Origin of the sequence: Arcobacter acticola (assembly GCF_013177675.1) — a bacterium.
GTDB classification, from domain to species: Bacteria; Campylobacterota; Campylobacteria; order Campylobacterales; family Arcobacteraceae; genus Aliarcobacter; species Aliarcobacter acticola.
Map to the genome: position 1 here is coordinate 243,957 of NZ_CP042652.1, position 24,113 is coordinate 268,069.

At 28.9% G+C, this 24,113-nt stretch carries 25 protein-coding genes; 13 read left to right on the plus strand and 12 right to left on the minus strand.

Annotation, left to right across the window (positions count from 1 at the left end; translation table 11 throughout):
* The first annotated feature begins 113 nt into the window (after window positions 1-113).
* Complete coding sequence (locus AACT_RS01305; RefSeq protein ID WP_172124257.1) at window positions 114-1,289, plus strand: rhodanese-like domain-containing protein; 1,176 nt, start codon at window positions 114-116, stop codon at window positions 1,287-1,289.
* A 68-nt stretch (window positions 1,290-1,357) separates the two neighbouring features.
* Here AACT_RS01305 and rplT read toward each other — a convergent pair whose 3' ends face one another.
* From rplT to thrS, 4 genes are all read right to left on the minus strand, one after another.
* Entirely contained in the window at window positions 1,358-1,714 is a 357-nt protein-coding gene (gene rplT, locus AACT_RS01310) for a 50S ribosomal protein L20 (RefSeq protein ID WP_172124259.1), read from the minus strand.
* Window positions 1,715-1,818: 104 nt separating this feature from the next.
* Window positions 1,819-2,016: a 50S ribosomal protein L35 gene (rpmI, locus tag AACT_RS01315; RefSeq protein WP_172124261.1), complete on the minus strand. Its 198-nt coding sequence runs from the start codon at window positions 2,014-2,016 to the stop codon at window positions 1,819-1,821.
* 145 nt (window positions 2,017-2,161) lie between these two features.
* Complete coding sequence (gene infC / locus AACT_RS01320; RefSeq protein WP_172128471.1) at window positions 2,162-2,656, minus strand: translation initiation factor IF-3; 495 nt, start codon at window positions 2,654-2,656, stop codon at window positions 2,162-2,164.
* 29 nt (window positions 2,657-2,685) lie between these two features.
* Window positions 2,686-4,494, minus strand: a complete 1,809-nt coding sequence (gene thrS, locus AACT_RS01325; RefSeq protein WP_172124263.1) for a threonine--tRNA ligase — start codon at window positions 4,492-4,494, stop codon at window positions 2,686-2,688.
* A gap of 152 nt (window positions 4,495-4,646) precedes the next feature.
* Between thrS and AACT_RS01330 the strand changes: the two genes are divergently transcribed.
* A complete protein-coding gene (locus AACT_RS01330; RefSeq protein ID WP_228720510.1) occupies window positions 4,647-5,120 on the plus strand; it encodes a hypothetical protein in 474 nt (157 codons plus the stop codon).
* Window positions 5,121-5,159: 39 nt separating this feature from the next.
* Here AACT_RS01330 and AACT_RS01335 read toward each other — a convergent pair whose 3' ends face one another.
* Together AACT_RS01335 and AACT_RS01340 are read right to left on the minus strand one after the other, a co-directional pair.
* Window positions 5,160-6,650: a DUF3373 family protein gene (locus tag AACT_RS01335; RefSeq protein ID WP_172124265.1), complete on the minus strand. Its 1,491-nt coding sequence runs from the start codon at window positions 6,648-6,650 to the stop codon at window positions 5,160-5,162.
* A 109-nt stretch (window positions 6,651-6,759) separates the two neighbouring features.
* Window positions 6,760-7,080, minus strand: a complete 321-nt coding sequence (locus AACT_RS01340) for a cytochrome C (protein ID WP_172124267.1) — start codon at window positions 7,078-7,080, stop codon at window positions 6,760-6,762.
* Between the two features lie 90 nt (window positions 7,081-7,170).
* On the opposite strand from AACT_RS01340, the gene AACT_RS01345 reads away from it, so the two are divergent.
* Window positions 7,171-8,499: an NFACT RNA binding domain-containing protein gene (locus AACT_RS01345; protein WP_172124269.1), complete on the plus strand. Its 1,329-nt coding sequence runs from the start codon at window positions 7,171-7,173 to the stop codon at window positions 8,497-8,499.
* A 48-nt stretch (window positions 8,500-8,547) separates the two neighbouring features.
* Here the strand turns inward: AACT_RS01345 and AACT_RS01350 are convergent, their stop codons facing one another.
* The gene (locus AACT_RS01350; RefSeq protein ID WP_172124271.1) at window positions 8,548-9,912 is read right to left on the minus strand and encodes an IS4 family transposase; all 1,365 of its coding nucleotides are present in this window, start codon (window positions 9,910-9,912) and stop codon (window positions 8,548-8,550) included.
* A 149-nt stretch (window positions 9,913-10,061) separates the two neighbouring features.
* Between AACT_RS01350 and AACT_RS01355 the strand changes: the two genes are divergently transcribed.
* Together AACT_RS01355 and ruvX are read left to right on the plus strand one after the other, a co-directional pair.
* On the plus strand, window positions 10,062-10,973 hold the full coding sequence (locus AACT_RS01355) for a methylenetetrahydrofolate reductase (protein ID WP_172124273.1): 912 nt from the start codon (window positions 10,062-10,064) through the stop codon (window positions 10,971-10,973).
* Window positions 10,970-11,350, plus strand: coding sequence for a Holliday junction resolvase RuvX (gene ruvX, locus AACT_RS01360; RefSeq protein WP_172124275.1), 381 nt, complete (start codon window positions 10,970-10,972; stop codon window positions 11,348-11,350). Before AACT_RS01355 ends, ruvX begins: the two co-directional genes overlap by 4 nt.
* Window positions 11,351-11,366: 16 nt before the next feature.
* Here ruvX and acpS read toward each other — a convergent pair whose 3' ends face one another.
* Together acpS and AACT_RS01370 are read right to left on the minus strand one after the other, a co-directional pair.
* Entirely contained in the window at window positions 11,367-11,720 is a 354-nt protein-coding gene (acpS, locus tag AACT_RS01365; RefSeq protein ID WP_172124277.1) for a holo-ACP synthase, read from the minus strand.
* 164 nt (window positions 11,721-11,884) lie between these two features.
* A complete protein-coding gene (locus AACT_RS01370; RefSeq protein WP_172124279.1) occupies window positions 11,885-13,444 on the minus strand; it encodes a glycerol-3-phosphate dehydrogenase/oxidase in 1,560 nt (519 codons plus the stop codon).
* 502 nt (window positions 13,445-13,946) lie between these two features.
* Between AACT_RS01370 and AACT_RS01375 the strand changes: the two genes are divergently transcribed.
* From AACT_RS01375 to glpK, 7 genes are all read left to right on the plus strand, one after another.
* Entirely contained in the window at window positions 13,947-15,035 is a 1,089-nt protein-coding gene (locus tag AACT_RS01375) for an ABC transporter ATP-binding protein (protein WP_172124281.1), read from the plus strand.
* A gap of 14 nt (window positions 15,036-15,049) precedes the next feature.
* Window positions 15,050-16,129, plus strand: a complete 1,080-nt coding sequence (locus AACT_RS01380) for an ABC transporter ATP-binding protein (RefSeq protein ID WP_172124283.1) — start codon at window positions 15,050-15,052, stop codon at window positions 16,127-16,129.
* The gene (locus tag AACT_RS01385) at window positions 16,126-16,995 is read left to right on the plus strand and encodes a carbohydrate ABC transporter permease (RefSeq protein ID WP_172124285.1); all 870 of its coding nucleotides are present in this window, start codon (window positions 16,126-16,128) and stop codon (window positions 16,993-16,995) included. Before AACT_RS01380 ends, AACT_RS01385 begins: the two co-directional genes overlap by 4 nt.
* A gap of 2 nt (window positions 16,996-16,997) precedes the next feature.
* Window positions 16,998-17,828: a carbohydrate ABC transporter permease gene (locus AACT_RS01390; protein ID WP_216658210.1), complete on the plus strand. Its 831-nt coding sequence runs from the start codon at window positions 16,998-17,000 to the stop codon at window positions 17,826-17,828.
* 11 nt (window positions 17,829-17,839) lie between these two features.
* Window positions 17,840-18,118, plus strand: coding sequence for a DUF2160 domain-containing protein (locus AACT_RS01395; protein ID WP_172124287.1), 279 nt, complete (start codon window positions 17,840-17,842; stop codon window positions 18,116-18,118).
* A gap of 34 nt (window positions 18,119-18,152) precedes the next feature.
* Window positions 18,153-19,856: an ABC transporter substrate-binding protein gene (locus AACT_RS01400; RefSeq protein ID WP_172124289.1), complete on the plus strand. Its 1,704-nt coding sequence runs from the start codon at window positions 18,153-18,155 to the stop codon at window positions 19,854-19,856.
* 91 nt (window positions 19,857-19,947) lie between these two features.
* A complete protein-coding gene (gene glpK, locus AACT_RS01405; RefSeq protein ID WP_172124291.1) occupies window positions 19,948-21,318 on the plus strand; it encodes a glycerol kinase GlpK in 1,371 nt (456 codons plus the stop codon).
* Window positions 21,319-21,322: 4 nt separating this feature from the next.
* Here the strand turns inward: glpK and AACT_RS01410 are convergent, their stop codons facing one another.
* Both AACT_RS01410 and AACT_RS01415 read right to left on the minus strand, forming a co-directional pair.
* Complete coding sequence (locus AACT_RS01410) at window positions 21,323-21,886, minus strand: IS630 family transposase (protein WP_172124293.1); 564 nt, start codon at window positions 21,884-21,886, stop codon at window positions 21,323-21,325.
* A gap of 43 nt (window positions 21,887-21,929) precedes the next feature.
* Window positions 21,930-22,328 carry a helix-turn-helix domain-containing protein gene (locus AACT_RS01415; protein ID WP_172124295.1) on the minus strand — a complete coding sequence of 133 codons (399 nt, stop codon included), beginning with the start codon at window positions 22,326-22,328 and terminating at the stop codon, window positions 21,930-21,932.
* Window positions 22,329-22,717: 389 nt separating this feature from the next.
* Between AACT_RS01415 and AACT_RS01420 the strand changes: the two genes are divergently transcribed.
* Window positions 22,718-23,449, plus strand: a complete 732-nt coding sequence (locus tag AACT_RS01420) for a GntR family transcriptional regulator (protein WP_172124297.1) — start codon at window positions 22,718-22,720, stop codon at window positions 23,447-23,449.
* 139 nt (window positions 23,450-23,588) lie between these two features.
* Here AACT_RS01420 and AACT_RS01425 read toward each other — a convergent pair whose 3' ends face one another.
* The gene (locus tag AACT_RS01425; RefSeq protein ID WP_228720511.1) at window positions 23,589-24,107 is read right to left on the minus strand and encodes a pyruvate kinase alpha/beta domain-containing protein; all 519 of its coding nucleotides are present in this window, start codon (window positions 24,105-24,107) and stop codon (window positions 23,589-23,591) included.
* Window positions 24,108-24,113 lie beyond the last annotated feature (6 nt).

Here is a 24,113-nt window from a genome sequence, read left to right on the forward strand (position 1 = left end):
AATTCAGGAGCTTATGGCTTGGGAATCTTCCATCCATTAATATTTTCTGCTTTAGTATACCTAATACTTTTAATCCCAAGAAGAATATATAATCTATTTAAAAGGAGATAATCATGAAAAAAATACTAAGTAGTTTTGCTCTTGCTGCATTACTAACAATGAGTCAATCTTACGCCCAAGAAAATAAAGTTACACCTGAAATTGCAGAGTTAATCAAAAAACATAATTTACAACAAGTAGATTTTGATTATGTACAAAAGAAAGTAGGTATTGGTTTTAGAGGTGATGCTCAAGCTATTTTAATAGATGCTAGACCTGCTTTAAAATATGAAAAAGGAACAATTCCTTCAAGTTTGAATATTACAGATGGAAATTTTGAAAACGACTATAAACAAATAATGAGCTTGGCAAAAGATAAAGAATTAATTGTTTTTTGTGCAGGTTATAATTGTGAGAAAAGTCCAATTGTTGCTCAAATGTTGAAAAAAAATGGTCATACAAATGTAAAAGTTTATTCAGCAGGTGAGCCTGAATGGGCAAAAAGAAGTTATCTTGAAATTGGTACAAATGTAGTAAAAGCATATCAAGAAAATAATAGTGCTTTACTTGTTGATACAAGACCTCAAATTAAATATTTGCAAGAAACAATTCCTGGAAGTTTATCTATTCCTGATACTAATTTAGATAAATTAATTGGAAGACTTCCTATTGATAAAAATGAAAAAATAGTTACATTTTGTGCAGGATATACATGTGAAAAATCAAATATTGTTGCAAATAAATTATATAGTGAAGGTTATAAAAATGTTTCTGTTTATGCAGCTGGAGTTCCTGCATGGAAAGAAGCTGGATTAGGTACTACTAGTTCTAAAGCTAAGGTAAAAGCAGAAGTAAAAGAAAAGAAACCATTTACTCCAAATGGAGCTAAATTAGGTGAAGATGAAGGTAGTATTGATGGAGAATGGCTAAAAGCACAAATTGTTGAAGATAAAGTTCCTGAATATATTCAAATTGTAAATGTTTTAAGTGAAAAAGATTTTAAAAAAGGACATATCAAAGGTTCTATAAATATTGAAGCTGATAAATTAAGTGCAAAAGAGTTATTTGAAAAATTACCAAAAGGTAAAACAATAGTATTTAATTGTTCTGCAGGTGCAAGATCTATTGAAGCTTGGAGTAAATTAAAAAAAGATCAAGTTGATGTTTCTGATATTTTATATTTTGATGCAAATGTAACTTGTGAAGGTGAGAATTGTAAAATCGAAGTTAACGAGCCTTTAGGAGCGTAAGACTTAAAATTTAGGCATAAAAAAAGGCTAGAAGTTTAATTTCTAGCCTTTTTTAGTGTTTTGCAAATTTATTTTAGTGCAGCTTTAGCAGTTACTACTAATGATGCAAATGCAGCAGAATCATTCATAGCCATATCAGCTAAGATTTTTCTATCTAATTCAATAGCAGATAATTTTAATCCATTCATGAATCTTGAGTAGTTAATATCATTTAATCTACAAGCTGCATTGATTCTTATGATCCATAATTTTCTTATGTCTCTTTTTTTCTGTCTTCTATCTCTGAAAGCATAAACTAAAGATCTTTCTAATTGTTCTTTAGCTTTTCTGAAGTGTTTTCTTCTACCACTGAAGAAACCTCTAGCAGCTTTTAATACTTTCTTGTGTCTTCTTCTTCTAACAACACCAGTTTTAACTCTAGGCATATATATTTCCTTTCTTAACCATTATTTTTGAAATAAGGTGTCAGCAAATGCTGAACTTTTCCATCATCGATGGAGGGACAAAAATTACTTTTTTATTAAAGTAATTACGCTTTACATAACGCTACAAGAATTCTACCAGCATCTGTTTTATGAACAGTTTTTGGTCCTCGTAGGTTTCTTTTTCTTTTTTGTGTCATTTTAGTCAAGATATGGCTTCTAAAAGCTGAACCTCTTTTAATTGACCCGTTTTTCTTCACTTTAAATCTTTTTAAAGCGCCACTAACACTTTTCATTTTTGGCATTGAAGAATCCTCCTTATAAATTTGCAATTTCATATAAACATGAAAAAGTTTTGGATTATACTTAAAATTTACTTGATTTTTCTTTAAAAATTTGTAATTGAGAAAAAAGAAGAGAAGAAATCTCTTCTTTATAGTTTGCTAATTATTAGTCTTTTTTAGGAAGAGCCATCATATTTACATATCTTCCTTCTAGTTTTGGTTCTTTATCCATTACAGCTAAATCTTCAATCATTGGCCATACTTTGTTTAAAACGTCTACTCCTGCTTGTGGATTAGCCATTTCTCTACCTTTTAGAAATACTCTAAATTTAACATGATTTCCTTCTTCTAAGAATTCTCTTGCATGTTTTACTTTATAGCTAATATCATTTTCAGCAATTTTTACAGAAAGTTTAATCTCTTTTACAACAATAACTTTTTGATTTTTTTTAGCTTCTTTTTTCTTTTTTTCTTGTTGGTATCTAAATTTACCATAATCCATAATTTTAGCAACAGGAGGTTTTCCATCTGGAGCAATTAATACTAAGTCAAGACCTAACTCATCAGCAATTTTAAGTGCTTCTGCAGTACTAATAATACCATAATTAGTCCCCTCATCACTTGTACATCTAACCTCTTTTGCTGTAATCATTTCATTCATGATTACATCGTCTTTTCTTTTATCTTTGCTCAAATTTCGCTTCCTTTAATTATTTCTTTTAACATAGACATAAACTCGTCTTTGCTCATGTTTGATTGCTCTCTTGTTCTTCTGTTTCTTAAAGCAACAGATTTATTAGCAACTTCCTCATCCCCAATAACAACTATCATAGGAACTCTTTGTTTCTCTGCCATTCTAATTCTTTTGTTTAAACTTTCGTTCATATCAAAGATTTTAGAATCCATATCATTTTGTTGTAACTCTTTTTGTAACTGTTTTGCATATTCAACATGTGTATCTGCAATTGGAACAAAAATTACTTGTGTAGGTGCAATTGCAAATGGAAACTCTCCCGCACAATGTTCAGTTAAAATACCAATAAATCTTTCAAAAGAACCAAGAATAGCTCTATGAATCATAACAGGTTGTTCTTTTTCACCTTTATCATTGATGAACTCAGCATTAAATCTTGAAGGTAAGTTCATATCTACTTGAACTGTTCCACATTGCCATTTTCTACCAATTGCATCAAGAATTTTAATGTCGATTTTTGGACCATAAAATGCTCCTCCACCTTCATCAATACCATAAGAGATATTTTTTTCATTTAAAGCATCCATAATACCAGCAGTTGTTTTTTCCCAGAAAATATCATCACCGATAGCTTTTTCAGGTTTTGTAGAAACTTCAATTTCATATTTGAAATCAAACATTTTTAACAATGCATCAACAAACTCTAAAACTTCAAAAATAACTTCTTTTATCTGATCTTGTGTACAAAATATATGTGAATCATCTTGTGTAAATTCTCTAACTCTAAATAATCCATGCATTGCTCCTGACATTTCATGTCTATGAACAACACCATATTCAAAAAGTTTTTTTGGTAGGTCTTTATATGAAACTAAATTGTTTTTAAAGATTTGAATATGTCCAACGCAGTTCATTGGCTTGATTCCATACTCTTGTTCATCAATAGTAGTAAAATACATATTTTCTTTATAGTTTGCATAATGTCCTGAAATTTTCCACATTTCTGCTTTTAAGATTTCTGGACCACGAACAGGTTCATAACCTCTAACTCTGTGAGCTTTATATAAAAGATGTTCAAGTTTACTTCTAAGTCTTGCACCATTTGGCAACCACATAGGAAGACCAGCACCTACATCGTCATTAAATGTGAAAAGTTCAAGTTCAGTTCCTAATTTTCTATGGTCTCTTTTTTTAGCTTCTTCAATCATTTTTGTGTAATCAAACAATGCTTGTTTATCAAAAAATGCAATACCATAAATTCTAGTAATCATTTCATTTTTTTCATCACCACCAAGATATGCACCAGCAACTCTTGTTAATTTGAAACTTCTAATCATTCTAGTATTTGGTAAGTGAGGACCTCTACATAAGTCTTCAAAATCACCTTGTTTATAAATTGTTAAGGTATCATCTTTGATATTTTTAAGAACAGCTTGCTTTAATTCATCATTTTTGAATTTTTCAAAAAACTCTTCTTTTGTAGTTTCATGTCTAGTAATAGGTAGTTTTCTATCTGCGATTTCTTTCATCTTTTTTTCAATAGTTGGTAAATCTTCATCTGAGATTTTACTTTCTACTTTAAAATCATAGTAAAAACCTTCTTTTACAACAGGTCCAACGAAGAATTTTGCTTCAGGATAAAGTTCTTTGATAGCTTGAGCCATCATGTGCGCACAAGAGTGTCTTAAAATGTCCAAAGATTCTTTTGAATCATCAGCTTTAATCTCAACTCCTTGGATATTTAAAGCCAAAGCAGTTTGAAGGTCGTAGACTTGACCATCTTTTAATATACCAATAGGTTCCAATAAATTCCTTTTTTTCTTAATTATTTATTAAATTACGAATATTTTACCTCAAAGTGACTTAAAGTTATTGAGATATAACTTAATTTAGTAAATTTTTGTTACAATTGAGCATGATTTTAAACTTATCAAAAATAAAAACGCAAAGCCTATTGTTGTTTTGTAAAGACTTGATTTTCTCGTATAAAGACCAAAATGATATAGAAAAATATATTATTGATAAAGATGTTATAGAAAAATTTAATAATATTGGAAATGATATGTTAAAACAAATTTCAAATGTTACATATCCTCAGAATTATTATTTAGAAAATAGAAAACATTATAGAATCAAAGCTATTTTAGATGGATACAATTTTATAAACAATGAAATATCAAAAAATTTAAAACAAAATGAAGAGTTCAACCCTTCGATGCTTTATTTTTCACTTCTTGATTTATGGTTTAAAGAGTTAAATAAAGAGTCACGATCAAAAGAGTATATATATTTTATTATATATCCATATTTTCACGCTTATGATAAATTGTTAGTTGAGATGAAAAATAAAGAGTTTAAAAAGTTAAATATTCAAATGATAGAGTTAGCAGAAAAAGTGATATATAAATTTGACAAATACTCTTTTATTTAAAAGAGTATAAAAAGAGGAAAACCTCTTTTTATTTTTATATTAGAATCTATATCTCATATATGCTCTAACGTCTTGTGCAGATACAACATTTAAAGTTGCATCTGGATCACCATCTGCTCCAAAGAATGAGTTTGAACCAGCGTAATCATAATCCATGTAAACATAACTAAGACCAAAACTTAAAGCATCTGTTAGTTTTTGATTTCTATAAACTTCCCATGCTTGACCACGAGTTGCTATTTTACTTCCTGCATATGTATCTTCACCATATGTCATAGATCTCCAGTATTTACTACCTTGATTCCATTCAAATCCAATTCTAGAGTCATCAGGGCTAATTGGACATGGTGCATTTATTCCTAGCCATACAGATGTACCAATTTCAGAATCAGGCGAACCTAACATTTCTAAAGCATTTGGATTTGTTTTACTCATGGCAAATGAAGCAAAAGCAATAGTATCATCTAAATAATCTGAAATACCATTTCCAATACCTTCTGTTTTAAATAAAATTGTTGCATAATCCATATCTCCAACATCTTTGAACTCTGAATCAGTATTATCAAATCCAATTAAATTCCATGCTTTTGCATAATTTGTATAAACAGAATATTGTCCATCATCATAAGGAACAGCTATTATTCCTAATAAATCAACATCTACATTTAAATCTTCATCTTCCGCATATGCTATGGCTGAATTATCTGGATCAGTATCAAATCTAGGAATTGCATTTGTTAATCCTCTTCCTCCACAAATTTTAAACCATGAACCTCTAAGCCCAGTAGTTAATTCTGTATCAAACCTAACTGAAAAACCATCAAACTCTACATCAACAACATGAGATAAAGGTGAGTTTGCTTTTTGATCATTTCTAAGATTTATAGGTAATCCATCAGTTGAAGGTCGTCTACCAACTGAAGCATTCCATGGAACATCTGTACCGAAGAAAGTATTATTTGTATATAACCAATAAGCTTCTTTTAGTTTAATTGTATTATCTGTTGCATTTTCATTTGTTACCCAATCAAAGTTTGAATAACCAGTAGTATTTACATTTGATTGAGAATGATTCGCTGTATCCCCAAATGCTTTGTTGTAAGATAATTTTCCATGAAAAGATGAATTATCATCAGCTTTATATCCCATGCCTAACCATAATCTATTTGTCATTAGTGCATTATTTTTTGATTTTGAGCCATCTGCATGTTTGTATTGAATATTATCAACTTGTGTTCTAAAGTCAACATCCCATTTCAGATTGTCATTACCACTTTGGATTTTCGCAGAAGTTGCTGTTTTTGAAACAGTATCAAGTTTCTTCTCAATATTCTCAATTCTTTTTTCATCAACAACAGTTTGTTGAACAACTGGCTTTTGAGCTTCTTGCTCAGCTACTTTTTTTTCTAAAGCTTCAATTTGTACTTTTAAAGCTTGAATTTGATTTAACATCTCTTTGTTCATATCACTTGCAAATGATGTAACAGAAAATGCTGCAACTGCAGACAGCATTATTAGACTTTTTTTCATATATTTCCCTTTTTAGATTTTTATGTAACAATAAAATCGTTAAAATTAAAGCATAAAAAAAGGGTGATATTACTCACCCTTTAAATTACTTAATCAGCGATTCCAACTACTAACAAGATGGAACGTTACCAGAGTCATTTGCGAATTCAATAGAGAAATCTATAATGTGCTCTTGTAAAGATTCTTTAACATCGCCAGCTTTTACATTTGGACAAATTTTAATAAGTTCTTCTTCAAATTTTCCAGAAGCTTTTAATGCTTTCCATTCTTCTTGAGAATGTTTAGCTGCAAATTTTGCACCAGTCATACCACAAGGTTCTTTTAGTAATTTACTAAATAGTTTTTGACCTTTTGCTGCATCTGCTGATAAAGTAGATGAAGCAATACCTAAAGCTAGTGTACCAGCCATAATGATTTTTAATAATTTCATATTATTCTCCTAATGAAAAGTTCGCTATAATTATAACTAATATTTATAAAAAAGTACTTATAAAAAATTATAATAATAAAGAGAATCAAAATGAAGTATTTCCTATTAAAAGAGATAGTCGCATATCTATCAACAAATGTCCAGAATATAAAGATAATCAAGAGAATTGACAATAATATAATTATAATTGAATTTAATAATAAGAATACCTTATATTTTGATATGTCAAAAGGCAATAGTACTATATTTAAATGTGAAAAAAGCATATCTTCTAAAAAAGATTTTAATGCACCATTTGATATTGCACTTCAAAAAAGATTTATTAATTCAAAAATTGAAAATATTGAATTATATAATGATGATAAAATTATAAACATAAGAGTAAATTCTTTTTCATCATATAAAAAACTAACAACAATTTTACAGTTAGAATTTACAGGAAAACATACAAATATAATTATATTAGATGAAAACAGAGTGATTTTAGAGGCACTTAGACATATAGATGAATTTTCATCAAGCAGAGTTGTAAAAGTTGGGATAAAATTAGAAGAAATCCCAAAACAAAGTTTCATTCCTAAAATAGAAGAAGTTGTTGATATTGAAAAGTATTTATATGAAATTTATGAAGAAAAACAAAAACAAAGTTTAGAAAATGTTAAAAAACAAAAAATCTCACAAATAGATAAGAAAGCTAAAAAACTAAAAAAAACAATTGATTCTTTACCAAAAAAAGAAGAGTTAGAACTTGAATCAAATGAATTTTATGAAAAAGCTAATCTTATTTTATCAAATTTACATAATCTAAAGCCATATCAAAAAAGTTTAAAGGTTTATAATTATCAAGGAATAGAAGTTGAAATTGATTTAGAAGAGAAACCATCAGCTTCAAAATACTCAAATGAGCTATTCAAAAAAGCAAAAAGAGCAAAACAAAAAGCATTAAATATCTCTTTAGAAAAAGATAATCTAGATGAAAAACTAGAGTTTTTATTAAGATTAATGTGTAATATCAAAAATGCAAATTCAATAGAAGAGTGTGATTTTTTATCTCCAAAAAAAGAAAAAAATCAAATAAAAACAAAAAAAGCACAAGCCTATGAAAGTTTTTATTTTGAAGGATTTAAAATAATGTTAGGAACAAGTGAAAGAGAAAATATATATCTTTTACAAAATTCAAAAGCAAGTGATTTTTGGTTTCATCTAAAAGATAGACCATCTTGTCATGTAATAGTTCAAAATACAAAAAAAACTATTCCAGATAGTGTTATAGAACAAGCTGCAATATTATGTGCAAAGTTTTCAGTAGATTTTACAGGAAATATCGATGTTGATTTTACTCAAAGAAGAAATGTGAAAATACAATCAGGCGCCAACGTATTGTACAATCCATATAGTACTATTGGTGTGAAGATTTAAAATAATAAAATAATTATTAAGAAATTTCAAAATTTTTATATAAAAATCTCAACTTTCGCACATAAAACCTAACTCTTTTTGAGTGAAAGCACTTATCACTGCGATAATTTGAAATAAATCTTTATTATCCTTGACAACATTTTGGATTTCAGAGATTTTTGTAAGTATTTGAATAAAAAGTTGCATTGAAATTGCCAGTGTTTCAAGTTCGCACTCTAAATCTCTAAAAAGTTCTCCTAGTGTTTGTGGCTCATGTTTTATACGGTTTATGTAACTTACAATGTTGTAAGTAAACATAGAAAGAGTGATTTTTCCAATAAGAGCTTCATAGATACGATTTTCTTCTTTTCCTAAGCCAAACAAGAGTCTTAGATCTTTATAACCTTGCTCAATATTCCATCTCTTTTTATAAGTTTCTAAAATCTCTTTACCTGAAATACTTATATCTGTTGATATAAAAACTAATAAATCTTTTCCAGTGTGTAAAAATACTAATTTAACTTTACCAAGGGTACCAAGTTCTAAAACTGAATCGAAATATTTATAAGATATCTTTCCATGTTTACCGCTATATTTGTGACGAATATTTTTTAAACTATCATATATTGCATTTAGAGTTTTATATTTACCTTTGAAGTTCCAAATAAGCTTATTATTTGGAAGTCTTGCAATTACAGGCATTCCTAAAGTATTTGCTTCTTTTATAAAATTTGGTTTAGCGTACCAGCTATCAACAAGTAGATAATCAGCATCAATTCCATTATCTAATGCTCTTTCTAACATCTCAAGAGCTAGAGTATTCTTACCTTTAATAATTTCACGCTTACGTTGATATGCGTTACTTCTATGATGCAATTTTGCTGTGAAATCTGATGTAGATTTTCTTTTACTATCATTCATTTTTATAGAAAAATCTAATTGAAATGTTGAGTGTGAATCTGCATAATTTAGAGACACGATATTTAGTGCATTAATACTTCTATGCTCTTTATTACTCCAGATATATTTACAAGTACCTTCAATAAATTTACCTCTTTTTGGTTCTACTGTATCATCGATAATTAGTAAGCGATACTCACCATTTTTATGCAATGGCTTTATCTTTTTTAAAAGTTCTGTAGCACTTAACAATAAAAGTTTACGCCAGTTATAGCGTTTTTCTTTGATAAATCTATAATATACATCTTTACCATAAGCCTTATCACTATTTTTTATAAAAGTTGATTGTCTTTTTTGCATAATAAGCATATAAAGAAAGTGTAAAATTATTTGAAATGGTGGATATCCAACTTCTCTCTTAACAAAGTTACTTTGTTTCAGTATTTTTGTGATTTTTATTTCTGATAACACTTCGTAAATTGGATTTTTTAATATGCTCTTCATAGCAGTTTCTATATAATTTGCAAGTTCCATAAGATAGACCTTTATAATGATGTTAGTGGTAACTTAATTATACTAAAAAGTGCCTACTTATGGGCTTTATTTATCAACTTTAGTTCATGAATTTAGTGGAATCTATGTGCGAAAGTTGAGTAAATTTAATAAAAGGAATATTTTTCCCTATGTTTGAAACACTTATCCAAAAACTACAAGAAGATAGATATTTAACACTTGAAACAACTCCTCAACACGAACCATCTATGCATAATATTATAGAAAGAATAAAAAAATTCAAATTGCAAGATAGAGTTGATGGTTTTTCATGTACAGATAATCCTCTTGCTAAACTAAAATATAATGCCCTTTTTGCCTCACTTAAATTACAAATGGAATTTAAAAAACCAGTAATTGCAACAATGAGTATGAGAGATAGAAATAAAATTGCTTTACAATCTGATTTAATGGGTGCAAATGATTTTGATGTTAGAGCTATTTTAGCCCTAACAGGAGATCCTGCAAAAATGAGTGATCAGCCACACTCAAAAGGTGTATTTGAATCAAATTCATTAATGCTTTTAAAAATAATAAAATCATTTAACTATGGAATGGATTATTCAGGACATCCTTTTAAAATTGAACCAAAGCAAATATTTCCCTTTGCCGTAGTAAATTCTTATGCTAAAAACTTTTCAAGTTTAGAAAGAAAAATGCACCAAAAAATACAAAATGGTGCTTTAGGAATAATTTCTCAACCTGTATTTGATATAGAAAACGCAAAAAAACTTTTGGAATCATTCAATATAGCTAAAGATGGAGTTGAAGGTGATAAGAAAAAAGCTCAATTAATTTTTGGATTATTTCCAGTTACAAAACTTAGAACTGCTCTATTTTTATCAGCACAAGTTCCAGGTATTCATGTACCTCAATTTTGGATTGATGCTTTAGAATCTGCTCATAGTATCTCAGAAGAAGAAGAGTACAAAGTTGGAATGAAACTAAGTTCTGATTTATTTAAAGAAATAAATAAACTTCATCCGAAAATTCACCTAATGACTGCAAATAGATTTGATGTGGCAAATGAGATTATTTCTTGAAATTAGCTTGTATTGATGTTGGTCTTAAAAGAATAGGTTTAGCTATTTGTTTAGCTTCAAATATAGTAACTCCACAAAGTGCAATTTTGAGAAAAAATAGAGACCAAGCAGCACGAGATATAAATACTTTTTTAAAAGAGTGGGAAATTGAAAAACTAATTGTAGGTTTTCCAAGTGCAAGCCAAGAGATGCAAAGAAGAATAATGCATTTTGTCTCTTTACTTAATCTTTCTATTCCCTATGAATTTTGTGAAGAAAATATGAGCTCAATTGAAGCAGAAGAGATGATGAAAGGTGATATCAAATATAAAAGAGATGGAAGAGTTGATTCACTTGCAGCTAAAATAATACTAGAGCGATTTTTAACTAAGAAATAAAGTTTATAAAACCGTCTTATTTTTTTAAACTATTCACAACAACAGCTATTACAAATCCTGCATCATGAGTTATTGATAAATGTGATTCTTTTATTTTAAAAGCTTTTCGAACTCTTTTTTTATATTTTATCAAAGGAGCTCCCAGCTCACTTTTTGATATTTTAATATCATGGAAACCGCAAGCTGCTCCTATTCCCGTACCAATAGCTTTTGAAGCAGCTTCTTTAGCTGCCCAAAATCCAGCAGCAGTTTCTGGCTTTTTAACAAGCTCTATTTCTTTTGGATTTAAAAACTTCTCATAAGCCCTTATTCCAAATTTTTCATACATTCTTTTAATTCTATCTACTGATGTTATATCTATGCCTATCATTTAAACCTATCTTTTTATAATATATTTTCTTAAAATTGTTTATATTATACCCTATCTGATTATAAACTATAAAATACTTATTAAAACTCTTATTACTAGATATTATATTTTCCCTTTTTTATAACATTTATAGACCTTGTGAGGTAACATACAAATCTAATTGTTTATATAGAATTATTTAAAATACTTAAAGCTTCCTCTTTTTCTTTTTGTGACTTTTCTTCATCCCAAAGTAACTCTTCTTGCATAATAGTTATTACTTTATCAAGAATTTCTTTTGAAGCCTTTTTATCAATTAATGACAAAGAAGTTCTCCTAACTAAAAAATCTAATGGTTTTTGTACAAATTCATTTCTTATACAATATATAAGTTCTGCATTTGTTATTGCATAATTTTCATGAAGTTTTTCTACATTTATTGCACTTTGAGCAACAATCATTGCTCTATCACCATACATACTAATTAAATACTCACTAATATCATTCGGTACAAAATCAATAGTTAAATCTTTTTTTAGATTTTCACTTCCAATAAGTTTTAATTCTTTTGTTTTACATTTATATTTAGTTAAATTGAATTTAGGAATAACATAATCTACTACTTCTTCTGCCATTTTTCGATAAGTAGTCCATTTCCCACCAATAATACTAACAAGTCCTGAATCAGAACTCATAATAACATGATCTCTAACAATACTTTTTGTTGATGCACTTTTAGGAGCAGCAACCAATGGTCTAATTCCACACCATGATGATAAAATTTCGCTTTCATCAATTTTTAAATCAAAATAGATTTCTAAATGTTTTAAAATATAATCTGTATCTTTCTTTGTAACTACTGGCCGTTCAGTTAATGTTGTTTTTTCATCAGTTGTACCAACTAAGCATTTTCCCATCCAAGGCAAAATAAAAAGAACTCTACCATCTTGAGTTTTTGGAATCATCAATCCTTCATTTGAAGGTAAATATTTTTTATCTAATACAATATGAATACCTGAACTTAAATCAAGCATTTTTTTAGCTTCTTTATCATCAATTATTCTAACATTATCAGAAAATGCTCCTGTTGCATTTATTATAATCGATGATTTATATGTAATATTTTCACCTAAAATTTTATCTTCTACTTCTACCCCTGAGACTTTTCCATTTATATATGTAAAAGCTTTTACTTCATTATAATTTTTACAAATCGCATTAAATTTCTTTGCAGTTTGTAGTAAAGCAATATTTAATTTTGAATCATTAAAGCTTCCATCATAATATTTAACTCCCGCAACTAAGCCTTCTTTTTTTATATTAGGAAACTTTTCAATCATTTTGTTTTTACATACAATAGAACTTCTTCCTAGTCCTCTTTTACCAGAAATTAAATCATATAAACTTAATCCTGCAAACATATAAGGTACTTCCCACCATTTATATAAAGGTGTTACTAAAGTTAATTTAGAACATAAATGATTTGCATTTTTCAATAGTCGTGATCTTTCTTTTAATCCTTCTTTAACAAGGTTAAATTGATCTATATCTAACTTTTTAACTGCTGCTTCTAAATATCTAACTCCCCCATGAACCAATTTCGTACTTCGTGAACTAGTTCCTTCTGAAAAATCATTTTTTTCTAAAAGTAAAGTTTTATATCCTCTTGATGAAGCATCAAGTGCTATACCACTTCCTGTTGCTCCTCCACCTATTATAATAATGTCAAATTGTGTATCTTGCATAATTGCTTATCCTTTTCATTATAAGGTTATAATGTTATATCACTAATTATAATAAGAGATTTATAAAAACCATCTTAATCTAGAAGCACTTTCAGTAGATAATATTTTATTCTCTTTTTTATTATAAGGTTATAATGTTATATCACTAATTATAATAAGAGATTTATAAAAACCATCTTAATCTAGAAGCACTTTCAGTAGATAATATTTTATTCTCTTTTTTATTATATTAATTCATTTTTTTAATACAGTCTTAAGTTTATATCTTATAAATCCCATAAAATAGGGATGCTATTTTAATGTTACGTTTGAAAAATTCAAAATTATACTAGAATTTGTTGAAACTCAATAATATTTTAAGCATATTTTAAAAGTCTATACGTCACTATTAAAAATAAGATTATAATGTTATGATGTAAAGAAAAAATCTAATTTAATTTTTCATATAATATTCACATTTTCAGCTTATACTTAATTTATAAATTTAAAAGGAGTAAACATAATGTCCTTAGAACTAAGAAACGTATCTATGAAAGTAGATGGACAAACATATATTTACAACACAAACTTAACACTAAAAAAAGGAACCATGAATGTACTTCTTGGTCGTACTTTATCAGGGAAAACTACATTAATGAGAATTATGGCTGGATTAGATGTACCTACATCTGGTCATATTTTTTGGGAAGGAAAAGATGTTACAGGAATGAGAGTACAAGACAGAAAAATAGCAATGGTTTATCAACAATTTATTAATTATCCTTCTATGAGTGTCTATGATAATATAGCTACTCCTTTACGAATCATGAAAAAAGATGAAGCATTCATTGATCAAGAAGTTAGAAAAACTGCTAAATTAATGAGACTAGATAATATATTAGATAGAAAGCCCCTTGAACTTTCTGGTGGACAACAACAAAGATGTGCACTTGCACGTTCATTAGTGAAAGGTTCAGGTCTAGTATTATTAGATGAACCTCTTGCAAATTTAGATTATAAATTAAGAGAAGAGTTAAGAGAAGAGATTCCTAAAATGTTTGAAGAATCAGGTGCAATATTTGTTTACGCAACTACTGAACCAGAAGAAGCCTTATTATTAGGTGGAAATGTAGCAACTTTATGGGAAGGGAATATAACTCAATTTGATGAAACTGCAAAAGTTTATCATAATCCTAATAATGCAATTACTGCTAAAGTTTTTTCAAATCCTGCAATGAACTTCCTTGATATAAAAAAAGAAGGTGCTTTCATTTATTATGGTAAAAATGAAAAAGTAGAGGCAACAGATGTATTAGAAAAATTAGAAGATGGAAACTATTTAGCTGGATTTAGACCAAATCATTTAGAACTTACTAAACATAGTGACAATTCAATAAAATTTTCTGCACATTTAGATGTTACAGAGATTACAGGTTCTGAAACTTTTTTACATATGCACCACGATGATGATAATTGGATTGGATTAGTTCATGGTGTTCATGACTTAGAATATAACTCAAAATTATCAGTATATTTAGATACACGTCATATTTTTATATTTGCAACAGATGGTGATTTAATTCATACAGCATCTTATGTACAAGAAAGATAGAAGGAGAAAATAAAATGGCAAAAATAACTCTTTCAAATTTAGCACATAGTTATAAAAAGAATCCAAAATCAATTGATGATTACGTACTAAGACCTTTAAATCATGAATGGGATGATGGTGCAGCATATGCTCTTTTAGGACCATCTGGATGTGGAAAATCAACTTTATTAAATATTATCTCAGGGATATTAACACCTTCAGAAGGAAGTATTTTATTTGATGGGAAAGATGTAACATTTGCAGATACTGCAAGTAGGAATATAGCACAAGTTTTTCAGTTTCCTGTAGTTTATGACACAATGACAGTAAGACAAAACCTAGAATTTCCATTAAGAAATAGAGGTGCAAATGAACAGTATATTCAACAAAGAGTTGGTTCAATTGCCAGAGCAATTAAAGTTGAAGATTTACTAGATACAAAAGCTCAAGGATTAACAGCTGATGCTAAACAAAAAATTTCTTTAGGTAGAGGAATGGTTAGAGAAGATGTTAATGCAATTTTATTTGATGAACCTTTGACTGTAATTGATCCTCATATGAAATGGGAATTAAGAACTCAACTAAAGGCATTACATAAAGAATTAAAACATACTATGATTTTCGTTACTCATGATCAAACAGAAGCATTAACATTTGCAGATAAAGTTGTTGTTATGAATAATGGTTCTGTTTTACAAATTGGAACACCAGAAGAATTATTTAAAAAACCTGCACATACTTTTGTAGGATATTTTATTGGTTCACCAGGAATGAATGTTTTTGAAGCAAAAATCGAAGAGAATATCGCAGACTTACAAGGTAATAAAATTAAACTTAATGCTAAATATAAAAATTTAACTGGAAAAGTTGAATTAGGTATTAGACCTGAATTTATTGAATTGTGTGAAGAAGGTGAAGGTATCAAAATTGAGATTAATAGAATCGAAGATGTTGCTCATCATAAAATTGTAAGAGCAAATTATAACAATAGAAAAGTAAATATTATAGTTCCAGAAGATATAAAAATTACGTCAACAATGAATAATATTAGATTTAAAGAAGAAGGTATAAATATTTATGTCGATGGTTGGCTAGTAGAAGGAGATTTATCATGAAAAAAATTGTAAACCAAAAAGCCTGGTTTTTAGTATTACCAGTATTATTATTAGTAGGTTTTTCTGCTGTAATTCCTTTAATGACTGTTGTAAATTATTCGGTACAAGATACATTTGGTAATAATGAATTTTTTGCAGTTGGTCTAGAATGGTTTAAAGAAATACTTCATTCAGAAAGAATACATGATGCACTGGGGCGTCAAATTCTTTTTACAGGAATAATTTTATTAATAGAAATACCATTAGGAATCTTCATAGCGCTTCATATGCCTAAAAAAGGTTTTTGGGCATCTGCTTGTTTAATTTTAGTTGCTTTACCACTTTTAGTTCCATGGAATGTTGTTGGTACTATTTGGCAAATTTTTGGAAGAACTGATATTGGACTTCTTGGGCATAGTTTATCATCTTTGGGTATTGACTATAACTATACACAAAATGTATTAGATGCATGGATTACAATTATTATTATGGATGTATGGCATTGGACTTCACTAGTTGTTTTACTTTGTTATGCAGGATTACAATCAATTCCTTCTGCTTATTATCAAGCAGCAAAAATTGATCAAGCATCTAATTGGAATATTTTTAGATATATCCAACTTCCTAAAATGATGGGAGTATTATTAATTGCTTCATTGTTAAGATTTATGGATAGTTTTATGATTTACACAGAACCTATGGTTGTAACAGGTGGAGGACCAGGAAATGCAACAACATTTTTATCTATTGACTTAGTAAAAATGGCGATTGGTCAATTTGATTTAGGTCCAGCAGCAGCATTTTCGCTAATTTATTTCTTAGTTATTTTGCTATGTTCTTGGGCATTCTTTACAATTATGACTAATATAGATAAAAAGGAGGCCTAACAATGAATAGTTCAAGAGAAAAAAAAGGTTTTTTTAGTAATAAATCGCCAATGATTATGTTTATTTATATAATATTTTTAATGTTACCAGTTTATTGGTTAGTTAATATGAGTTTTAAAACGAATGAAGAGATATTAGGAACTTTTTCTTTATTTCCTGTTAATTTTACATTTGATAATTACATTGTAATTTTTACAGATCCTTCTTGGTATTGGGGATATTTAAACTCAATGACTTATGTTACTATGAATACAGTGATTTCACTTTTAGTTGCACTTCCTGCAGCTTATGCTTTTTCAAGATATTCATTTATGGGAGATAAACATTTATTCTTTTGGCTATTAACCAACAGAATGGCACCACCTGCGGTTTTCGCGCTGCCATTTTTTCAACTTTATTCAAGTATTGGTTTATTTGATACACATATAGCGGTGGCTCTAGCTCATACATTATTTAATGTACCATTATCAGTTTGGATTTTGGAAGGCTTTATGCGCGGTGTACCAAAAGAAATAGATGAGACTGCTTATATTGATGGATTTAGTTTTTTTGGTTTCTTTACAAAGATATTCACTCCATTAATTGCTTCAGGTATTGGTGTTGCAGCCTTCTTTTGTTTTATGTTTTCATGGGTAGAACTTTTACTTAGTAGAACATTAACATCAGTTAATGCAAAATCAATTGCAGCAACTATGACAAAAACAGTTTCAGCATCAGGAGTAGATTGGGGCGTTTTAGCAGCAGCAGGTGTTTTAACACTTGTTCCTGGTGCAATCGTTATATATTTTGTTCGTAATCATATTGCCAAGGGTCTATCTCTTGGACGAGTTTAAGGAGGTTTAGTATGAATTTATCATGGATGGCTTGGACAAGTGGAACCGCAATATTTTTCATTTGTATTTTTGTCGCTTTACTAATCATGACTATTTGGGCTATTAAATGGCCTCAAGCACCAAGAGTAGGTATTTTAAGAATTGAAACCACACCTGGTGACCGACTTTTTCTTAGTCTATTAGGTTCGGCTTTTATTTGCCTTGCATGGTTAGCAATATTTGGTGCTCCAATTTTTGGAGGAATGATTGTTTGTGTTCTTTATGCTTTTGCGGTTTTCCGTTGGGTATAAAGACGTAATGTAACATATTAACTAAGGAGAGAAAATGGAAATTAGAAAAAGAATTACAACATCAGTTTTTGCAACTATTATAGGTTTAGGTGCATCTACTTTAAATGCAGCAGATATGACTAAATGGATGGATGAATTCCAACCTTCAGTTCTTACAAAAGCTGAACAAAAAGCTGAATTAGATTGGTTTGAAAAAGCTGCTATGCCTTATAAAGGAATGACAATTAAAGTTGTATCTGAAGGTATTGGAACACACGTTTATGAAAGTAAAACATTAACAGAAGCATTCTTTGATTTAACAGGGATTAGAGTAATTCACGACATCATTGGAGAAGGTGATGTAGTTGAAAAGTTACAAACACAAATGCAAACAGGTCAAAATATATATGATGCATACATCAATGATTCTGATTTAATTGGTACACATTGGAGATATAAACAAGCTAGAGATTTAACTGATTGGATGGCAGGAGAAGGTAAAGATGTTACAAATCCTGGATTAGATTTAAAAGATTTTATTGGAACATCTTTTACAACAGGTCCTGATGGGAAATTATATCAATTACCAGATCAACAATTTGCTAACCTTTATTGGTTTAGAGCAGACTGGTTTGCGGATCCAAAAAATATGGCTGATTTTAAAGCTAAATATGGTTATGAGTTAGGTGTTCCTGTTAACTGGTCAGCATATGAAGATATCGCTGAATTCTTTACTGGTCGAGTAATTGATGGTAAAAAAGTTTATGGACATATGGATTATGGTAAAAAAGATCCATCTTTAGGTTGGAGATTTACAGATGCATGGATGTCAATGGCAGGAATGGGTGACGTAGGTGAGCCAAATGGTCTTCCTGTTGATGAATGGGGAATTAGAGTAAATGAAAAATCTCAACCTGTTGGATCTTGTGTAGAAAGAGGTGGAGCTACAAACTCTCCAGCAGCTGTTTATGCAATTGAAAAATACAACGAATGGTTAAAAAAATATGCACCACCAAGTGCTAGTGGTATGGTATTCTCAGAAGCAGGACCAGTTCCAGCTCAAGGTGAAATTGCACAACAAATATTCTGGTACACTGCATTTACAGCAGATATGGTAAAAGAAAATATTGCAGTAGTAAATGAAGATGGGACTCCAAAATGGAGAATGGCTCCATCACCACATGGAGCTTATTGGAAAGAAGGAACAAAAATTGGTTATCAAGATGCTGGTTCTTGGACTTTAATGAAATCAACTCCATTAAAAAATTCTCAAGCAGCTTGGCTATATGCACAGTTTGTTACATCTAAAACGGTTGATTTAAAGAAATCACATGTTGGTTTAACATTTATTAGAGAATCATCTATTAACCATGAGTCATTTACACAAAGAGCACCTAAACTTGGTGGACTTATAGAGTTCTATAGATCACCAGCTAGAACACAATGGTCTCCAACTGGAACAAATGTACCTGATTATCCAAAATTAGCACAATTATGGTGGCAAAATATTGGTGATGCATCTTCTGGAGCAAAAACAGCACAAGAAGCACTTGACTCACTTTGTGAAGCACAAGAAAAAGTTCTTCAAAGAATTGAAAGAGCTGGAGTACAAGGTGATATTGGACCAAAACTTAATAAAAAAAGTGATGCGTCATATTGGTTAAATAAAGAAGGTTCTCCAAAAGCTAAATTAGTAAATGAAAAACCAACTCCAGTGACTATTTCATATGATGAATTAATCAAGTCTTGGACAAAATAATATTTATATAATTAGTAAAAGTTGAGATAACTTCTCAACTTTTGCTATACTAAACAAAATCTAACAAATGAATATACTTAAGTAGGCAATAATGAAATACATTTTAGCAATAGATCAAGGCACAACATCAAGTCGAGCTATATTATTTAGCAAGCAAATGAAAATTGAAGCTACTTCTCAAGAAGAGTTTCCTCAATACTTTCCAAACTCAGGATGGGTTGAACATAATCCAAATGACCTTTTTGAAACTGTTTTAAATAGTTGTAAAAATGTATTAAAAAAAGCAAATGCAAAAATTGAAGATATTGTATCTATAGGAATTACTAATCAAAGAGAAACAACAATTGTATGGGATAAGCACACAGGTGAAGCTATTTATAATGCCATAGTTTGGCAAGATAGAAGAACAGCAAAAGAGTGTAATGAGCTTAAAGAAAAAGGCTATGAAAAAACAATTGTAGAAAAAACAGGTCTATTACTTGATCCTTATTTTTCTGGAATGAAATTAAAATGGATTCTTGAAAATGTAGATGGAGCTAAACAAAAAGCTATTAATGGAGACTTATTATTTGGTACTGTTGATTCTTTTTTAATATGGAAATTAAGTGAGAAAAAAAATCACGTAACAGATGCTACAAATGCAGCAAGAACTATGCTTTTTAATATTAAAACAAACAAATGGGATGAAGAGATTTGTAAATTATTAGATATTCCTATGAATATACTTCCTGAAGTAAAAGATTGTGCTGATAATTTTGCTTTAATAAATAAGAAATTCTTTGGAAAGGAAATACCAATTAATGGTGTAGCAGGGGATCAACAATCAGCAGCTATAGGACAAGCATGTTTTGAAAAAGGAATGGTTAAATCAACTTATGGAACAGGCTGTTTCGCCCTTTTAAATATAGGCGATAAAATGGTTATTTCGAAAAATAAACTTTTAACAACCATAGCTTATAGACTTGAGGGGAAGACAACTTATGCTCTTGAAGGTTCAATATTTATTGCAGGTGCAGTTATTCAATGGTTAAGAGATGGATTAAAAATTATTAAAAATGCTAAAGAAGCTCAAGAATTGGCAAAAAATGCAGACACAAATCAACAATTATATATGGTACCTGCCTTTACTGGATTAGGAGCACCCTATTGGGATACTATATGTAGAGGAGCTATTTATGGCTTAACTCGTGCTACGGGACCTAATGAATTTTCTAAAGCTGCCCTAGAAAGCGTTGCTTATCAAACAAGAGATTTATTAGAAGCTATGAATGATGACTTATGCAATTTTAATGAAGAATCAAATACTAAAACTATTTTACGTGTTGATGGAGGAATGTCCTCTTCTGATTATACAATGCAATTTTTATCAGATATTTTAGGTGCAACAATAGATAGACCTGAAATTCTAGAAACTACAGCACTTGGAGTTGCGTGGCTTGCTGGTATGAAAGCAGGCTTTTAAGTACCTACTTAAAATTAATGTCATAATTAGTTCCAAAGCCAGCTAATAAATTTTTAACATGTTTATGTAAATTATCAAATGATAAATAAGCTTCTAGTTTATGATAGTGATATTTCATATGTTTCCACAATATTTCTATTTTATTTAGTTCAGGTGAATATGGTGGTAAAAATAATAATTGTAGTCCAAGCTTCTCCCACTTTTCTATCTCTGCTTTAAAAAGCTTACTTGTGTGAATAGATGCATTATCAAGTATGACAACAGTAGTTTTTGTAATCTGATTTACAAAATCATTAAAGAAATCTATAACAACTTGTGTATCTACTTTTGTTATTGTAGTTTTCGAAAAGAGATGATTATTCTTTGTATTTAAAAACCCTAAAACATTTATTCTTTTTGCAAATCTATTTGATGGAATTTCTACTGGCTTACCTATTGGTGACCAATAATAAGGGATATTTGAATCAAGTGAAAAACCACTCTCATCAAAATAATATGTATCAATCCAATCTTTAGCAGACCAGCTTAAAACATTAAGTATTTGAGCTTTTTTGGAAGAATAATTCATCCACTTCTTCTCTTTAAATATAGTGTTTCTAGCTCTTTTAAAACTATATTGTATATTTTTTTAAATATCTTTTTAAGATTTGAGGTGATACTTTTTTAACTCTTTTTGACTCTTTATTAAGAGCTATACAAGTCTCTTTGATACTATTTGTTTCAATAAGTTTTTTTACTTTATCAATATCATTTTCATTTAGTGCTGGTTTTCTACCACGACCAATTTCATCAGATAAATTTTCTATTTGTTCTTCTTTGAATCTATCAAACCATCTATAAACTGTTCTTGTTGACTTATTGAATATTTTGCATATCTCTTTTACTGTTATACCTTCATTACTTAAAAGTATAGATTTAGCTCTTTGTCTTAATTGCAATGAATTACCATTTTTTACTATTTTTTCTAATTCTTTTACTGTTTTATTATTTAAATTACTTATATATCTCATATAGTATTATAGCTAAAACTAGCTTATAAAACAAGACATTAATTTTGATTAATTACTTATCCTTCAAAAGAAGAATTTTCAAAAAATTGGATTTTAGAAAAAAGATTTGATTGTAAAATGAATAATGAAACTCGAACTAAACTTTACAATGGTTGGATTGACGCTGTTGAACGTACAGTAACAAAAAAATAACTTTTATACAACTATGTTATTTTAGAGATTTTTTATAATCTCTAAAATCTAAAGATAAAAAACAACTTATTATAGTATTTATTTTTTTTATTTCTTTAATATCTTAAGTGCGGTTTAAAACTGAATAATGTAATATGTATTGTAGATATGTTTTTAGAACAAAAATACAATACTATCTAAATTAAAGGATCTGACTTTTGTTCGCCAAAAATGGTATACCTCTATATATTCAACTAAAAGAAAAGTTATTAGAAGATATTAAATTAAATTATAAAGTTAATGATATTATTCCAGCAGAAGGTAAGTTAGAGAAAAAATATGAAGTTAGCAGAATAACTGTACGAAAAGCCATTGAAGAATTAGAAAAAGATAACATTGTTGTTAAAAAGCAAGGTAAAGGAACCTTTGTTCAAGAACAAAAAATTCTTTATGATGCAAACTCAATAGGTTCTTTAACGCAAAGACTATCCAAACAAAAACATTTGTTAACTACAAAGTCAATCTCATTTGAAATAATAGAAAAAGAAGAAGAGCATTTTGTAAAAGATATGTTAAATTGTGATAAATTACTTTGTATTAGAAGAACAAGGTTATTAGATGAAGTTCCATTTACATTAATGATTAACTATTTTGACGTTAATACTGTTCCTGATATTGATAAAAAACTAAATTTAGAATCTTTGTATGCTTTCTTAAAAGAAGAGTATAATATTGAATTTTATAATGCTGAAGAAATTGTAGAAGCAAAAGCAGCGGATGCTAGTGAAGCTGAAAAACTAAATATTAAAGAAGGTTCTCCTTTATTATCATTAAAAAGACTTTCTTTTGACAAAAATAACTATCCAATTGAATATTCAAATCTAGTAATTAAAGCAGATATGTATAAACATAAGATTATTTTATCTAATGATAAAATGTCGAATTTATAAAATTAAAAAGACCGTTAAATATTCTGTGTCAAATCACCTAAAGTAAGCTCTACTTTGTATATTTTTCAACAAAATAATGAGAAAATATACAAAGTGTTTATTAGTTAACTGTGAATTTACACAGTTTATTACATGCTCTTTAAATCTCTTCCTCTTTAAAATTCAAATAATACTCTATTTCAGATGGAGTTAATATTTTGATTGTATTTGTACTTCCTGGCATCCCTACTGGATATCCCACTGTTGCTACATACAATCCATTTCTATTTAACAATCCTTTTTCATCCAATGCTTTTAGCATCTTTTGAAACATCTTTGATGCTTGTGCCTCTTTTATTGTTCCTATTGGTTCTACTCCCCAAACGGCTGTTAGTGAGTTTAACACTTTTTTCTTATGAGTAAAGGTAAATATTGGCGTTTTTGGTCTATATCTTGACATTTTTAATGCTGATTTTCCTGAGCTTGTAAGAGCTAGGATACCATTCGCTTTTAAATCATCTGCCAATTTTGTAACAGTTGATTGAATAACATCAAATTCATCTAGGTATGGAAACTTATATTGTTTATCATAATTATAAATATCTTCTGTTTTTGCAATAATATTATGCATTGTATCAACTACATTTATTGGGTCTTCACCAACTCCTGACTTTCTCATTTTTAT

Excerpts from the sequence above, each read along its gene's own strand:
- AACT_RS01305 (WP_172124257.1), top strand. The coding sequence starts at position 114 with ATGAAAAAAATACTAAGTAGTTTTGCTCTTGCTGCATTACTAACAATG.
- rplT (WP_172124259.1), bottom strand. The coding sequence starts at position 1,714 with ATGCCTAGAGTTAAAACTGGTGTTGTTAGAAGAAGAAGACACAAGAAA.
- rpmI (WP_172124261.1), bottom strand. The coding sequence starts at position 2,016 with ATGCCAAAAATGAAAAGTGTTAGTGGCGCTTTAAAAAGATTTAAAGTG.
- infC (WP_172128471.1), bottom strand. The coding sequence starts at position 2,656 with ATGAATGAAATGATTACAGCAAAAGAGGTTAGATGTACAAGTGATGAG.
- AACT_RS01335 (WP_172124265.1), bottom strand. The coding sequence starts at position 6,650 with ATGAAAAAAAGTCTAATAATGCTGTCTGCAGTTGCAGCATTTTCTGTT.
- AACT_RS01340 (WP_172124267.1), bottom strand. The coding sequence starts at position 7,080 with ATGAAATTATTAAAAATCATTATGGCTGGTACACTAGCTTTAGGTATT.
- AACT_RS01345 (WP_172124269.1), top strand. The coding sequence starts at position 7,171 with ATGAAGTATTTCCTATTAAAAGAGATAGTCGCATATCTATCAACAAAT.
- AACT_RS01350 (WP_172124271.1), bottom strand. The coding sequence starts at position 9,912 with ATGGAACTTGCAAATTATATAGAAACTGCTATGAAGAGCATATTAAAA.
- AACT_RS01355 (WP_172124273.1), top strand. The coding sequence starts at position 10,062 with ATGTTTGAAACACTTATCCAAAAACTACAAGAAGATAGATATTTAACA.
- acpS (WP_172124277.1), bottom strand. The coding sequence starts at position 11,720 with ATGATAGGCATAGATATAACATCAGTAGATAGAATTAAAAGAATGTAT.
- AACT_RS01370 (WP_172124279.1), bottom strand. The coding sequence starts at position 13,444 with ATGCAAGATACACAATTTGACATTATTATAATAGGTGGAGGAGCAACA.
- AACT_RS01375 (WP_172124281.1), top strand. The coding sequence starts at position 13,947 with ATGTCCTTAGAACTAAGAAACGTATCTATGAAAGTAGATGGACAAACA.
- AACT_RS01380 (WP_172124283.1), top strand. The coding sequence starts at position 15,050 with ATGGCAAAAATAACTCTTTCAAATTTAGCACATAGTTATAAAAAGAAT.
- AACT_RS01385 (WP_172124285.1), top strand. The coding sequence starts at position 16,126 with ATGAAAAAAATTGTAAACCAAAAAGCCTGGTTTTTAGTATTACCAGTA.
- AACT_RS01390 (WP_216658210.1), top strand. The coding sequence starts at position 16,998 with ATGAATAGTTCAAGAGAAAAAAAAGGTTTTTTTAGTAATAAATCGCCA.
- AACT_RS01395 (WP_172124287.1), top strand. The coding sequence starts at position 17,840 with ATGAATTTATCATGGATGGCTTGGACAAGTGGAACCGCAATATTTTTC.
- AACT_RS01400 (WP_172124289.1), top strand. The coding sequence starts at position 18,153 with ATGGAAATTAGAAAAAGAATTACAACATCAGTTTTTGCAACTATTATA.
- glpK (WP_172124291.1), top strand. The coding sequence starts at position 19,948 with ATGAAATACATTTTAGCAATAGATCAAGGCACAACATCAAGTCGAGCT.
- AACT_RS01410 (WP_172124293.1), bottom strand. The coding sequence starts at position 21,886 with ATGAATTATTCTTCCAAAAAAGCTCAAATACTTAATGTTTTAAGCTGG.
- AACT_RS01415 (WP_172124295.1), bottom strand. The coding sequence starts at position 22,328 with ATGAGATATATAAGTAATTTAAATAATAAAACAGTAAAAGAATTAGAA.
- AACT_RS01425 (WP_228720511.1), bottom strand. The coding sequence starts at position 24,107 with ATGAGAAAGTCAGGAGTTGGTGAAGACCCAATAAATGTAGTTGATACA.